Source organism: Accumulibacter sp. (assembly GCF_023806565.1).
GTDB lineage: Bacteria > Pseudomonadota > Gammaproteobacteria > Burkholderiales > Rhodocyclaceae > Accumulibacter.
Genome location: NZ_JAMTDV010000104.1, coordinates 1 through 14,802 on the forward strand (window position 1 = coordinate 1; position 14,802 = coordinate 14,802).

The 14,802-nt window shown below is 61.3% G+C and carries 10 protein-coding genes and 1 pseudogene; 1 reads left to right on the forward strand and 10 read right to left on the reverse strand.

Annotation, left to right across the window (positions count from 1 at the left end; all coding sequences use genetic code 11):
* From sucD to NFV80_RS11905, 9 genes and pseudogenes are all read right to left on the reverse strand, one after another.
* On the reverse strand, positions 1 to 842 hold an 842-nt coding region (sucD, locus tag NFV80_RS11865), incomplete at its 3' end, for a succinate--CoA ligase subunit alpha (protein ID WP_295329509.1).
* A 9-nt stretch (positions 843 to 851) separates the two neighbouring features.
* Positions 852 to 2,012 (reverse strand): ADP-forming succinate--CoA ligase subunit beta, encoded by a 1,161-nt coding sequence (gene sucC, locus NFV80_RS11870; protein ID WP_295329511.1) that lies wholly within the window; start codon positions 2,010 to 2,012, stop codon positions 852 to 854.
* 57 nt (positions 2,013 to 2,069) lie between these two features.
* Positions 2,070 to 2,621: a DUF2889 domain-containing protein gene (locus tag NFV80_RS11875; protein WP_295329513.1), complete on the reverse strand. Its 552-nt coding sequence runs from the start codon at positions 2,619 to 2,621 to the stop codon at positions 2,070 to 2,072.
* Positions 2,622 to 2,784: 163 nt separating this feature from the next.
* Positions 2,785 to 7,449, reverse strand: coding sequence for an NAD-glutamate dehydrogenase (locus NFV80_RS11880; RefSeq protein WP_295329515.1), 4,665 nt, complete (start codon positions 7,447 to 7,449; stop codon positions 2,785 to 2,787).
* A gap of 294 nt (positions 7,450 to 7,743) precedes the next feature.
* On the reverse strand, positions 7,744 to 8,472 hold the full coding sequence (locus tag NFV80_RS11885; protein ID WP_295329517.1) for an amino acid ABC transporter ATP-binding protein: 729 nt from the start codon (positions 8,470 to 8,472) through the stop codon (positions 7,744 to 7,746).
* A gap of 33 nt (positions 8,473 to 8,505) precedes the next feature.
* Positions 8,506 to 9,186 (reverse strand): glutamate/aspartate ABC transporter permease GltK, encoded by a 681-nt coding sequence (gene gltK, locus NFV80_RS11890; RefSeq protein WP_295329519.1) that lies wholly within the window; start codon positions 9,184 to 9,186, stop codon positions 8,506 to 8,508.
* Position 9,187: 1 nt separating this feature from the next.
* Positions 9,188 to 9,925, reverse strand: a complete 738-nt coding sequence (locus NFV80_RS11895) for an amino acid ABC transporter permease (RefSeq protein WP_295329521.1) — start codon at positions 9,923 to 9,925, stop codon at positions 9,188 to 9,190.
* A gap of 69 nt (positions 9,926 to 9,994) precedes the next feature.
* Positions 9,995 to 10,993: pseudogene (locus NFV80_RS11900) on the reverse strand (asparaginase); the annotation flags it as partial.
* 135 nt (positions 10,994 to 11,128) lie between these two features.
* Positions 11,129 to 12,034 carry a glutamate/aspartate ABC transporter substrate-binding protein gene (locus NFV80_RS11905; protein WP_295329523.1) on the reverse strand — a complete coding sequence of 302 codons (906 nt, stop codon included), beginning with the start codon at positions 12,032 to 12,034 and terminating at the stop codon, positions 11,129 to 11,131.
* Positions 12,035 to 12,293: 259 nt separating this feature from the next.
* Here NFV80_RS11905 and NFV80_RS11910 point away from each other — a divergent pair, with 259 nt between their 5' ends.
* The gene (locus NFV80_RS11910; RefSeq protein WP_295329525.1) at positions 12,294 to 14,066 is read left to right on the forward strand and encodes a PDZ domain-containing protein; all 1,773 of its coding nucleotides are present in this window, start codon (positions 12,294 to 12,296) and stop codon (positions 14,064 to 14,066) included.
* Positions 14,067 to 14,117: 51 nt separating this feature from the next.
* On the opposite strand, the gene mnmD is transcribed toward NFV80_RS11910, so the two are convergent.
* On the reverse strand, positions 14,118 to 14,802 hold a 685-nt coding region (mnmD, locus tag NFV80_RS11915), incomplete at its 5' end, for a tRNA (5-methylaminomethyl-2-thiouridine)(34)-methyltransferase MnmD (protein ID WP_295329527.1).

Below are 14,802 nucleotides of genomic sequence, written 5' to 3' on the forward strand. Positions count from 1 at the left end.
TTGAAGCCGCATTCTTCCATGATCGCCAGCTTGGCGTCGGCGGTATCCGCGCCACCGGAGATCAGCGCCCCCGCGTGCCCCATGCGCTTGCCGGCGGGAGCGGTGACTCCGGCGATGAATCCGACGATCGGCTTCTTCATGTTGGCCTTGCACCACACTGCCGCATTGGCCTCATCGGGTCCGCCGATTTCACCAATCATGATCACGGCGTCGGTGTCCGGGTCATCATTGAACAGACGCATGATGTCGATGTGCTTGAGACCATTGATCGGATCGCCGCCGGTTCCAACCGCCGACGACTGTCCGAGACCGATTTCGGTCAATTGCGCAACCGCTTCGTAGGTCAGCGTTCCCGAGCGCGAAACCACGCCGATGCGGCCCTTGCGATGGATGTGTCCGGGCATGATGCCGATCTTCACTTCGTCCGGGGTGATCAGGCCGGGGCAGTTCGGCCCGAGCAGCAGGGTCTTCTTGCCGCCGGCCGCTTCCTTGCGCAACATTTTGTTGCGCACGACCAACATGTCGCGTACAGGAATGCCTTCGGTGATGCAGACGACCAGATCAAGGTCGGCTTCGACCGCTTCCCAGATCGCCGCGGCGGCGCCGGGCGGTGGCACGTAGATCACCGAGACCGTCGCGCCGGTTTCGGCGGCGGCTTCCCTGACCGAAGCGAAGATCGGAATTCCGAAGATGCTCTCGCCGGCTTTCTTGGGATTCACGCCGGCGACGAAGCAGTTCTTGCCGTTGGCGTATTCCTGGCATTTCTCGGTATGAAACTGCCCGGTCTTGCCAGTAATCCCCTGGGTGATGATCTTGGTGTCTTTGTTAATCAGAATCGACATGTTGGCTCCTTAACTGACCGCAGCAACGATCTTGGTGGCGGCTTCGGCCATTGAATCGGCAGTGATGATCGGCAGACCGGAATCGCTGAGGATCTTCTTGCCGATATCCTCGTTGGTCCCCTTCATGCGGACGACCAGTGGCACCGAAAGATGGGTTTCCCTCGCCGCCGCCACGACCCCGGTGGCAATGGTATCGCAGCGCATGATGCCGCCGAAGATGTTGACCAGGATGCCCTTGACCTTGGGATTTCTGAGCATGATCTGGAAGGCTTCGGTCACCTTCTCGGTGGTCGCTCCGCCGCCGACGTCGAGGAAGTTGGCCGGTTCGGCGCCGAACAGCTTGATCGTGTCCATCGTCGCCATGGCCAGGCCGGCGCCGTTGACCAGACAACCGATGTTGCCGTCGAGCGAGATGTAGGAGAGATCGAACTTGGATGCCTCGAGTTCGTCGGGGTCTTCTTCATCGAGGTCACGGAAAGCGACGACTTCGGGCTGCCGATAGAGCGAGTTCGAGTCGAAGTTGAACTTGGCGTCAAGGGCCTTGATGTTGCCGTTGCCTTCAAGGATCAGCGGATTGATTTCGGCCAACGAGGCATCGGTCTCCATATAGCATTTGTAGAGACCCTGGAAAGTTGCGACCGCTCGATCCACCGATTCAGCCGGAACACCAATCCCAGTGGCGAGCTGTCGAGCCTGCGCGTCGGTCAAACCATCCAGCGGATCGATGAAAACCTTGAGGATTTTCTCCGGCGTCTTGTGCGCGACTTCCTCGATGTCCATACCACCTTCGGAAGATGCCATCATTGCGACCTTCTGCGTCGCACGGTCGGTCAACGCCGCGACGTAGTATTCCTTGCGGATGTCCGCCCCCTCTTCGATCAGCAAGCGGCGCACCTTCTGGCCTGCCGGGCCGGTCTGGTGGGTAACCAACTGCATGCCAAGGATCTGACCCGCATACTGGCGAACCTCATCGAGCGACTTGGCCACTTTCACGCCGCCACCCTTGCCGCGACCACCGGCATGAATCTGGGCCTTGACCACCCAGACCTTGCCACCCAGGGATTCGGCTGCCTTGACCGCGTCGTCGACGGATTGACAGAACACCCCGCGCGGAACCACAACGCCGAATTTCTTCAGGAGTTCCTTGCCCTGATATTCGTGAATTTTCATGCGCTTTCCTTGCTTGAGTTAAGGTTGCGAAACGTAATGAACCACGGGCAGAACGTCCTACCCAGGCTTCTGGCCACGATACCAGCGCGGGTAATAGCGCTGCACCGCGTCCGAATGCGATTCCAGCGCGTGACAGCGATCGAGCTGATAGGGCTTGTGCCCGCTGTCGTCGCTGTCGGATACTTCGCTGGCAAAGGTCTGCAGCGCCGCGGTCGGAAGAAACATTACCAGCTCGCTGAGGTGCGAGCAGCCGCGCGTGCTACGGAACAGGCTCTTGACCGCCGTCCGGAAACCATGAAACAGATTGAGCCCGACGAGCTGGCGATAGTCCGGAACGATCCGGTCGCAATAACCCGCGTAGGGCATGGCATCGGTACAGGCAACGGCGTCGAGGATGTTCATCTGGTGGTCGATGGTCACCCTCACCCACATGTCGTGCACTGCCTCGCCTCGCCGCCGCAAGCCGGACGAAAGTGGGTAGTCGTGATCCTTGAAGTCGATCAGTCGCGCCTCGATGTCCCAACGGCCGTCGCCGCGCTTGTAACCGTCAAGCTCGACGCGGCGGACATGCATGCGGGTGCGTCGGACGGAGGAGGGAGGCAGCGGCATCGGTGATCCTGGGGGGATTTGCGAGCGTAACAAGACTTCGTAGCCCGCTCAGGATTGTACAGCAAAATGCCCCGGCGTTCCTCACGAAAATTCATAATTATGAGTGCTGCCGTCCGCCCGTGGCGCGCTCGCGTGGAGTGCAGCCGTCGTGGGCGGGCGGCGATCAGGAAACGACGAGTCGCCTGATCTCGGCAAGACCGGCAGACAGCATGGCCAAGTCCTGCGGCTCGTTGCTCTTGATCTCGTCGAGCACCGCACGCGCATCGACAGTATCCGGCAGGCTGGCCCCGAGAACCTGACGCAGCAGGTGCTGCCGCAGGCCGGCGAGTTCCGCCGTGAGCTGCGCGCGGGCGCGTGCCTGCCAGCGGTTGCCAACCGGCAGGCGACCGATCGCCGCGCCCAGCCAACGCAGGTCGATCCGCGATTCGAGGTATTCGAGGGCTCTCGCCACCTCACGCAAGGGATGGCCGCAGGCATTAGCCAGATTGACCAGCTCGAAAGTCGCGACGATCGCCGCAGACTCCTCGACCAGCGCAGTCACCACCTGCTCACCACTCTTGCCGCTGCGAATTCGCTGCATGCTTTCGGCTACGGCCGGACGATACTGGTCGACCAACTGTCCAATCGTGCGTCCGCGTTGCGTCAGCGCCAGCGTAGTCGCCGCCGTGACCATCGCGCGCAGCCCGCACATCAGCGCCATTTGCCTCTCGGCATCGAGCACCAGGTCCATCGACTCGAGATCGCGCCAGAGCGTTTCCGCGTCGAGCACGCGGCTCGTGGCGTACCACGCGGCGGCCACCTGTGCCGGCGAAGCCGCCGTCTCCTCGCTGACCTGAATGACGAACGTCGTTCCCATGCGGTTCACCAGACGATTGACGAGTTGCGTCGCGATGATCTCCCGTTTCAGCGGGTGTGCCGACAGCAGTTCGCTGCAGTGCTCGAGCAGGGCCGGTGGGAAGTAGTTCACCAGAAGTTCGTACACATCTTCGCTGTCGGGAAGCGGCGAACCGAGGATCGTTTCCTTGAGGGTGATCTTGACGTAGGCGAGAAGAACCGAGATCTCGGGTGCGCTGAGACCGCGCTTCTGCTGCGCACGCTCCGCCAGCCCCTTGTCGTCTGGCAGGAATTCGATGCCGCGATGCAAGGCGCCTTTCGCTTCCAGCGACCGGATCAGTCGGGCATGAACCTCGAGCAGTTCGGCTCCCGCCGCCGCCTCAAGGGAAATCGCCTGTGTCTGCTGATAATTGTCGGCCAGTACCAGACTTCCTACCACGTCCGTCATCGAGGCAAGCAGTGCATCCCGCTGCTTGCCGGTCATGTCGCCGCGACCGACCAGACCCGCCAGCAGGATCTTGATGTTGACTTCGTGGTCGGAACAATCGACGCCGGCGGAGTTGTCGATCGCGTCGGTAAAGATCCTTCCGCCATTGAGGGCAAACTCGATCCGTCCCTTCTGCGTCAATCCCAGGTTGCCGCCTTCGCCGACCACGCGTGCCTTGAGCTGGCTGGCGTCGACGCGCAGGATGTCGTTACCCCGATCGTTCGCCTCCTGATGGCTTTGCGAACTGGCCTTGACATAGGTCCCGATGCCGCCGTTGTAGAGCAGGTCGACCGGCGCCTGCAGGATGGCCTTGATGAGCTCTGGCGGTGTCATCTGGCTTGCCTCGCTTCCCAGCCAGGCACGGACTTCCGGCGACAGCGGGATCGACTTTGCGCTGCGCGACCACACGCCACCTCCCGAGGAAATCAGCGCCGGGTCGTAATCCGCCCAGGAAGAGCGCGGCAGGGAAAACAGGCGTTGCCGCTCGGCGAGGCTGCGCGCCGGGTCGGGGTCGGGATCGACGAACAGATGGCGGTGATCGAAAGCTGCCAGCAGTCTGATTTCGGGCGAGAGCAGCATGCCGTTGCCGAAGACATCCCCCGACATGTCGCCGATCCCGACCACGGTAAACGGCTGCGTCTGCGTATCCAGTCCCAGCTCCCGGAAGTGCCGCTTGATCGCTTCCCACGCGCCTTTGGCGGTGATTCCCATCTTCTTGTGGTCGTAACCGGCGGAGCCACCGGAGGCAAATGCGTCGCCGAGCCAGAAGCCGTATTCGATGGCAATCCCGTTTGCAATGTCCGAGAAGGTTGCCGTTCCCTTGTCGGCGGCAACGACCAGATAGGGATCGTCGGCATCTCGCCGGCGCACGCCATTGGGCGGCAAGATCTGTCCATCGACCAGGTTGTCGGTCAGATCGAGCAGGCCACGAATGAAAGTCGAGTAACAGGCGACTCCTTCGGCCAGGAATGCTTCGCGCTCGCTCGCTGGCGGCAGCCTCTTGCAAACAAACCCCCCTTTTGAACCGAGCGGAACGATTACCGCATTCTTCACCATCTGCGCCTTGACCAGGCCCAGCACCTCGGTGCGAAAGTCTTCCATCCGGTCCGACCAGCGCAGCCCGCCCCTCGCCACCTTGGCGCCACGCAGGTGCACCCCTTCGACGCGCTCGTTATAGACAAAGATTTCGTAAAGCGGCACGGGATCGGGCAGGAAGGGAATGGCGCGTGACGAAAACTTGAACGAGAGGTAGCTCTTCACCTCTCCGTCGGCACCCGGTTGATAGGCATTGGTCCGCAGCGTCGCCTCGATGACCGTCTGCAGTGCCGAAAGAATTCGGTCGTCGTCGGGATTGCTGACCTGCAGGAGAGCCATGCCCAGTTCATTGGCGAGCAGCTTGGCGCGCTCGTCGTCGGCCGCTTGCGAAAACAGCGCTTCGAACAACTCGACCAGATGGCGGGTAATCTGGAAATGGGTAGCGAGACAACGTTCGACGTAGGCCTGACTGAACGGCAGCCCGGCCTGTCGCAAGTAATGGCTGTAGGCGCGCAAGATGCTGATCTGGCGGCCGTCGAGTCCCGCCAGGAGGACAAGGCGGTTGAATCCATCGTTCTCGGCCTGGTCGCGCAGCAGGCTTTCGAGCAGCTTGAGGAATGCACTTCGAGTCGCGTCGTCGTCAAGCGCTCCCGCTTGCGGCAAACGCACGGCGAAGTCGGCAATGTGCAGATCGCTTCTCGGCAAGGTAAACGGCTGTTCGGACAGTACGGTCAAACCCATGTTCTCGAGCACCGGCAGAATCGCCGAGAGTGGTCGCGGCTGGCCACGGCGGAAGAGCTTCACGTGGTGGTGCGCGCCGTCGTCGCCTTGCGCGGTGCTCAGTTTCACTTCAACGCGGCCGCTCTGCTCGGCTGCCTCCAGATGTTCCAGGTCGGACACCGCGGAAGCCGGCGTCACCCGCTCCTGATACGACTGCGGCAATTCGAGCGCGTAGCGGCGCAGGAGGCTGTTGCCGCGTTCTTCGCCGTAATGCCCGACGAGGTTCTGTTTCAGTTCGTCGGCCCAACCGCGAACGATGCGCGCGACCTGCCCTTCGATCGCCGCGGCGTCGTACCGGTAACGCGTGCCGAGCGCGGTGCGCGCAATGAAGTGCAGCCGCGCCAAGCGGGATTCGCCGAGCGTGACAAAGAAGTCTACGCGCTCGGCCGCCAGGGTCTCGTAAAGCAGCGCCGAAATTCGCTTGCGCGTCGTCGTGTCGAAGCGGTCGCGCGGCATATAGACAATGGCAGAGACGTAGCGCCCCCAGGGATCGTCGCGCAGGAACACGCGCACCTGTTCGCGCTCGTACACGGAGACGATGCCACGCGCGATTCGCATCAGGTCTTCGTGCGCAATCTCGATCAGCTCATCGCGCGGATAGGTTTCGAGCACATTGAGCAGGATTTTGTCGCGATGACTGCGCGGCACGAAACCAGCGGCGTCCCGCACAGCCGCGATCTTGCGCCGCAGCAGCGGGATGTCCGTCGCCGAAACGTGATAGACGTGGGCCGTGTACAAGCCAACGAACGCTCGCAATCCGACGATGTTGCCGGCGTCATCGTAACGCTTGACGCCGATGAAATCGAGATAGGCCGAGCGGTGGACAGTCGAGCGTGCGTCCGCCTTCACCAGGACCACCGGTAGCGGATTTCTTGCGAGTTCGGCGACCACGCCGGGAATTCCCGCCAGACAGCGGCCAAAACCGGGATGGTCGGCGTGCCGCAGAATCCCAAGTCCGCTCTCGGGAACCCTGGCCAGCGCACTTTCGCCAGCGGCAGCGTGGTAATCGGCGCCGCCGAGGAAGACGAAATTGTTGGCGGAGATCCAGGTCAGGTAGGCCGCTACCTCGTCACTTTCAGCGACCGTGGCTAACGCCATTTCCTCGCGCGCTTCGCGCATGCGCTGCTGCATGAGCGGACCGTCTTCGACCGCGGCGCGGACATCGGCAAGGGCGGAGAGGATTTCCTGGTGCAACGCGTCGACCAGCTTGGGGTCGCCAATTCGATCGATCTCGAGGTGAATCCAGGATTCCGGCCGGCTGCCGGGAGCACCACGCGGGGTGGTGCGCCGCAAGCGGCCATCCTGCTCGCGTTCGGCCCCCAACAAGGGATGCAGCAGGCGATGGATGACCAGGCCATGGCGGTAGACCACCATGGTGATCGAATCGACCAAGAAGGGCATGTCGTCGGTGACGACATCGACCACGGTGTGCGGGGAATGCCAGCCGTGCCGGTCGAAATCCGGTGTGTATAGCGTGGTGAGGGCTCGTCCCGTTGCGCGCGCCTCACCCAGCCGAAAGTGCTGGACCGCCGCTCCGACGAGTTCTTCGGGAGTCGCATCGCTGCCGTCCAGTTCGGCATCGACGAAATAGCAATCGAGGAACTCGCTGATACTTGCCGAAAGATGCTGACGGTCGGCAACTTCGTGCAAGTTGCGGCGTAGATTGTTGGTCGATTCGGTCACCGTAGTCATGCCACTCTCCTCTTGCGGGTGAATCGCGTGCCGTCAGCCGAATCCTGTGAGCGGACCACAGCCCGGCGCAAGGTCCGGCTGCGAGACTGCTCCGCTCGCTCGGAACAGGATTGTGCCGGGGACGCATCGGCGTTTCGTTCTTTGCCCATCCGGTTCGGATACCGAGTGCGAATATCCACGACCACGAGCTGCCGGTAATACAAGGTGGCGCCCGCCTCCTTGCCGGGGCCATCTGCCCGCACGCTACTCCCGCCGTCAGAAAATGCCATCGGCAGGACTGCAGGCGTTCCGTGCTCAGTGGTGCAGAATCTTTGCCAGAAATTGCTGCGCCCGCTCGGAACGGGCCCGTTCGAAGAACGCTTCCTTGCTGTCGTCTTCGACGATTCGGCCTTGATCCATGAAGATGACCCGGCTCGCCACCCGTTTGGCAAAACCCATTTCATGCGTGACGCACATCATGGTCATCCCTTCCTGCGCCAGTTCGGTCATCACGTCGAGTACCTCGTTCACCATCTCCGGGTCGAGCGCCGAAGTCGGTTCGTCGAAAAGCATGCAGATCGGGTCCATTGCCAGCGCCCTGGCGATCGCCACACGCTGCTGCTGACCGCCGGAAAGCTGTCCGGGATACTTCTGCGCCTGCGCTCGCAAGCCAACGCGATCGAGCAGCTTGAAGCCCTTTTCGTGCGCCTGCTCCTGACCACGGTGGAGCACCTTGATCTGCGCAATGGCCAGATTGTCGATGATGCTCATGTGCGGGAAAAGCTCGAAGTTCTGGAACACCATGCCGACGGTCGAGCGCAACTTGGAAAGATCGGTTTTCGGATCACCAACGGACACGCCATTGACGATGATCTCGCCGCTTTGAAAAGGCTCGAGTCCATTTACGCACTTGATCAGCGTCGACTTGCCCGAACCCGACGGGCCGCAGACGACGATCACTTCGCCCTTGTGGACCTGCGTCGTGCAATCGCTGAGCACCTGGAAAGCCCCGTAATGCTTGCTCACCTTGTTCATCGTAATCATCGGAATTCTCCTTGAGTCATTGCGGCAAACGTTTCACGCCGTCCTGAGCTTGCTTTGGTAGTGGCGAACGATTCGGGACGCGGTGAAGCAAATCACGAAATAGACTGCACCGGCAAAGAGCAGCAACTCGACCAGCCGGCCATCGCGGTCGCCGACCTTGTAGGCGGCACCGAAGAAGTCGGCAAGAGCCGAAACATAGACCAGCGAGGTGTCCTGAAACAGGATGATGCCCTGCGTCAGCAGCAGAGGGACCATGTTGCGAAAAGCCTGCGGCAGCACCACCAGACGCATCGCCTGACCGTAGGTCATGCCGAGCGCGCTGGCCGCAGCCATCTGGCCCTTGGGAACCGACTGGATCCCCGCGCGAATGATCTCGGAGTAGTACGCTGCCTCGAACAGGGCAAAACCGGCGATCGCCGACGACAGGCGCATGTCGGTGCCGCGGGGAAAGCCGAAGATGCTTTCCAGCAGATGCGGCACGATCAGGAAAAACCACAACAGAACCATCACCAGCGGGACGGCCCGGAAGAGATTCACGTAGCCCGCCGCAAACCAGGACAGGAAGCGGACGGAAGACAGTCTCATCAGCGCCAGCAAGGTTCCCCAGACGATTCCGAAGAGCACCGCGCTCACCGTGATCTCGAGGGAAATCTTCATCCCGTCCCAGAGAAAGGGCAGCGCATTGGGAACGGACGACCAGTCGAAGTCATACATCTCACTTGCCTCCAAGATAGCCGGGAACGCGCACTCGCCCCTCGACCCAGCGCATGCCGAACATCACCACCACATTGATCAGCAGATAGGCGAGTGTCACGGCGATGAAGGATTCGTACGGCTGTGCCGTGTAATCGACCAGTTGCCGACCCTCGGCGGCCAGTTCGAGCAGGCCGATCGTCGAACATACGGCGGAGTTCTTGAAAATGTTGAGAAACTCTGAGGTCAGTGGGGGAATGATCAGGCGCACAGCCATCGGCAACAGCACGTAGCGATAGGTTTGCGGCAGGGTGAAGCCCATGGCCAGACCGGCGTTCTTCTGTCCCGGCGGCAGCGAGTTGATCCCGGAACGCACCTGCTCGGCGACCCGTGCGCTGGTGAACAGCGCCAGACAGATCATCGATGCGAGAAACTGCTGCATGATCGGATTAGTCTGCTTGAATGCGTCGCCCAGTTTTTCCGGCAACAACTCCGGCATCACGAAGTACCAAAGGAAAAGCTGCACGAGCAACGGAATGTTGCGGAAAACCTCCACGTAAGCGGTCGCGAAACCCGACAAGGTCTTGTTCGGTACGGTTCGCATGACGCCGACCACGGCACCCAGGACCAGCGCAATCAGCCAGGCCGATAGCGACAGGGCAATGGTCATCTTGAACCCGTAAAGCATCCAGCCGAGATAGGTATCGTCACCCGTCGCCGTTGGCTGCAGAAAAATATCCCAGTTCCAGTGGTAACCCATCGATGCTTCTCCTAGCAGCAGTGCAGGACGAGCCTGCGCAGGCCCCCTGCCCTGATCGCCGAACGGAAATCAGTACTCCCAGAAAATTCGCTGCAGTTCCTTGCTGTCCTGCGTCTTGCTCAGGGCCACCAAGGCAAGAATGCGCGCCTTCTGCGGATTGAGATCGTGTGCGACCACCCAGTCGTACTTGTCGTCGGGTTGCTCGGCGTTGCGCAGCACGAAGCCTCCCGCGTTGACATGCGACGAGCGGATGATCTGGACGCCCTTGCCGCGCAGTTCCTGCAGGGTGGGCACGACGGCGCTGCTTACCGAGCCATTGCCGGTGCCAGCATGGATGATCGCCTTGGCGCCGTTTGCCGCAAAGGCGCGGTAGGCGATATCGTCTGCGTTGCCTTGGCCGTACGCGATTTCCACCGACGGCAGCGTGTCGATCTTCTCGATGTCGAATTCGGAGTTGTTGGTATGCCGCTTCGCCGGCAGCCGGAACCAGTAGTTCTTGCCCTCGACGACCATTCCCAGGGGTCCCCAGGGGCTCTTGAACGCTTCGGTCCGAATGTTGACCATCTTGGAAACGTCGCGACCGCTGTTGATCTCGTCATTCATCGTGACCAGCACGCCTTTCCCCCGGGCATCCTTGCTGGCTGCCACGCTGACCGCGTTGTACAGATTCAGCATGCCGTCTGCCGACATGGCGGTTCCCGGCCGCATCGATCCGACGACGACGATCGGCTTGTCGGTGTGCACCACCAGATTGAGAAAATACGCAGTCTCCTCTAGCGTATCGGTGCCATGAGTGATCACCACGCCATCCACGTCATTCTGCTTCACCAGCGCCGCTACCCGTTTCGCCAGGGTGAGCAGATTGGCATTGGTGAGGCTCTCCGAAGCAATTTGGAACACCTGTTCGCCACGCACCGAGGCAATCGCATTCAACTGCGGAATTCCGGCAATGAGCTTATCCACGGGAACCTTGGCCGCCTGATAAGTGGCGCTGTTGGTCACATCGGCACCCGCTCCGGCAATCGTTCCGCCGGTGGCGAGGATCACGACGTTGGGCTTGTCGGCGGCGATCGAGACGCCGCAAGCGGCGAGCATCGAGGCGATTGCGAACAACCAGCTTCTTGCAGTCCTGTTCAACATGGCACCCTCCTTGATTGGTGAATCATTTCCCGGGGGAGCGACCCCCGGACCTGTGCAGCGAGACTACTCGAACGCCTTGTCGTTCGGCGCCTTGTACAACTTCTTCATGGGCTCGGAAAGCGGGAAATTGAGGTTCAGGCCTTTCGGCGGGATCGGCTGCAGGAACCATTTGGCGTAAATCTTCTCCGCTTCGCCGGAGGTCATCACTTTCGTCAACGCGCCGTCGACGACCTTCTTGAAAGCCGGGTCGTCCTTGCGCAACATGCAGCCATAGGCTTCGAAGGATTGCGGCGTGCCGACCACCGTCCAGTCGGCAGGACGCTTGGCCTTGGCCATTTCTCCGTAGAGCAATGCGTCATCCATCATGAAGGCGACGGCACGTCCGGTCTCCAGGGTGAGGAACGCTTCCCCGTGATCCTTGGCGCTGATCACGTTCATCTTCATCTGCTTGTCCTCATTCATCTTGCGTAGCAGGCGTTCAGAGGTCGTTCCGGCGGTGGTTACGACATTCTTTCCGGCCAGATCGGGAAAGTCGTTGATCCCGGAGTTGGTCTTGGTCATCAGGCGCGTGCCGATGATGAAAATCGTGGTCGAAAAACTCACCTGCTTCTGACGCTCGGTGTTGTTGGTAGTCGAACCGCATTCCAGATCGACCGATCCGTTCTGTACCAGGGTGATTCGATTTGCCGAGGTGACCGGCATCAGCTTGATCTCGAGCTTGGGCATCTTCAGCTCGCTCTTGATCGCATCGACCGCTTTCAGCATCATCTCCTGCGAATAGCCGATCACCTGCTGCTTTTCGTCATAATAGGAAAAGGGGATCGACGACTCGCGATGGCCCAGCGTGATGGCACCGGTCTCCTTGATCTTTTTCAGAGTGCCGGTGAGTTCCTGTGCCACGGTCGGCGCTGCCAAGAGCATGCCGGCAAGCGTCACAGCAAGTGCGCAACCTCTGGAATTCTTCAACATTTTGTCTCGCTCCTCTCGATTTGGACGGATAAGTCGTCGGGCCATCCCCGAACGAGCCGATTGTGGCACGACTCGCGCCGCGCTCCAAGCGATGCTAAGGTCATCCGGAGGACGGCAATCGCATTTCGGGAAAGAAAATTGTCTGCACATTGCGTCGCCGACATACTGCGCACGTCCAGCCAGACACTCGATAATGACACCATAGCGGCCGTACAATTCCCTAGACCGCCTGACAAGCCTGCCCCGCAGGGTCCGCCCGATGAACACCGCCAGAATCCATTACAGCATTCGCCCCAGCAATCCCAAAGCCCACTTGCTGGAGGTTCGCTGCAAGCTGCTCGATCCCGACCCGCCTGGGCAGCGCTTCGCCATGCCCGCATGGACCCCCGGCAGCTACCTGATTCGCGATTTCGCACGTCATATCGTCGCGATTCGCGCCGAGGCCGCTGGCAAGCCCGTTCGACTGGAAAAGATCGACAAGCACAGTTGGCGAGCGGCTCCGGTCGAAAAGGGCGAGTCGCTTACCGTAATTTGCGACATCTACGCCTGGGACCTCTCGGTACGCGGAGCTCACGTCGATCAGACGCATGCGTTCTTTAATGGCAGCAGCGTCTTTCTGCGCGCCATCGGGCAGGAAGATCGGCCTTGCCTGATCGATCTCGAGCGGCCGGTCGGGAGCGAATTCCACGGGTGGCGCGTGGCCACCGCGCTCACCCCGGCCTCCCGCAGCGCGGCGCGACAATGCGCCTTCGGGCTCTACCGGGCCGAAAACTATGACGAATTGATCGACCACCCGGTCGAGATGGGAAGTTTCACGCTTGGCACCTTCATCGCCTGTGGCGTGCCGCACGAGGTTGCCATCAGCGGTCGCCACGATTGCGACCTGGAACGCCTTACCAGCGACCTGCAGCGGATCTGCGAATGGCAAATCCGCTTTTTCGGCGAGCCGGCGCCGATGCCGCACTACGTCTTCCTGGTCACCGCAGTCGGCGACGCGTACGGCGGGCTCGAGCACCGCGCGTCGGCCGCGCTGCTTTGCGCGCGTGACGACCTGCCCTACCGCGGCATGCGCGGCACGCCCAGGCGGTATCAAAGTTTTCTTGGCCTGTGCAGCCATGAGTATTTTCATGCCTGGAATGTCAAACGCATCAAACCCGCCGCATTCGACTCCTACAACCTCGACGCCGAAAACTACACCACTCTCCTCTGGGCTTTCGAGGGCTTCACTTCGTATTACGACGATCTCGCGCTGTTGCGCTGCGGAGCGATCAAGCGCAAGGACTGGCTGAAGCGGATCGCCACGACGATCGACAAGGTGCAACGCGAGCCCGGGCGACAGCGGCAGACGCTTGCCGATTCCAGCTTCGACGCCTGGACCAAGTACTATCGACCAAACGAGAACACACCAAACGCGGTCGTCAGCTACTACGCCAAGGGCGCCCTGGTGGCGCTGGCGCTCGACCTTACGCTACGGGCGGGGACGATGGGCCGAATTTCGCTGGATGACGTCATGCGCGCACTATGGCAGCGTCACGGCCAGGGCGACGGCCGCGGGATTGGCGACGACGACATTCGGTTGATCGCCGAAGAACTGTCGGGTCTCGACCTGCGACAGTTCTTCACCGAAGCCATACTCGGCACCAGCGAGATGGACCTAGCCAGCCTAATGAGGCCTTTCGGCATGCGCCTGCAACGCACGGCCGCGTCCAGCACGCCGTTGCTGGGAGCGAAGACCAGCCATGACGGAGACCATGTGCGCTTGGCGACGGTCTACGATGGCGGGCCCGCGCAACGCGCCGGACTGTCCGCTGGCGATACCCTGCTCGCAATCGACGGTCTGCGCGTGACGCCTCTCACCCTGGAGCGCATGCTGAGCCGCCGCAGACCTGGCGATAGCTTGATCGTCCATGTCTTTCGCCGTGACGAACTGATGAAGTTCACGATCCGGGTTGGCGAGCCCGCCCGTGACAGCCACAACTTGAAAACGAAGCGCAAGCCCAATGCGCTACGCCAGGCGTGGCTGCACGGCTAGCGCACCGCAGACGTTGGACACCCGTACGCCGGTTGCCGCGCACGACACACGCTACGCGGTCGCCCACGGCTTGGTGGCGCGCGAAACTTCTCGCTTCCCCGGAGGGCCCGGGAGCGACTCCAGAGCGAAACCCGCAGCCTTGAGACTTCTCTTCACGGTACCCTTGGCACAGTAGGTCACGAGGACGGCTCCCGGGCTCAGGTAGCTGCTGATCCGGCCAAACACGCCAGCTGTCCAGAGTTCCGGTTGCACCGCCGGGGAAAACGCGTCATAAAAGACGAGGTCGTAGAGACCGGAAGGCTCAAACTGCTCAAGACTGGTTCGCCGCTTGAGAAGCGAAAATCGCTCGCCAATGAACTGCGGCCTTCCCCATGCGCAGCCATGCATGGCAACGAAAATCTCCGGCGCCGGTGCTTCGAGAAATGCGCCATAGTTCAGTTGCGCAATCAGCTCGCAAGGCAGCGGCCATGGCTCCAGCGCAGTGTAGCTTACGTTGACTCGTTCGCAGCGGTTCCGATTCCAGGTCAGCAGCGCGTTGAGCCCGGTGCCGAAACCGACTTCGAGGATGCGCAAATGCTCCGGTCGACAAGCCAGCGCGTGCTCATAGCCGTACCGTAGGAACACCGTTTGCGCCTCGACGATGGCGCCGTGCGAGGAATGATACTGTTCGCCCAGCGAGGGCATGCGAACGGAATGCGAGCCGTCGTCAGTCACCACCAGCCTGGGCGCGACGAAG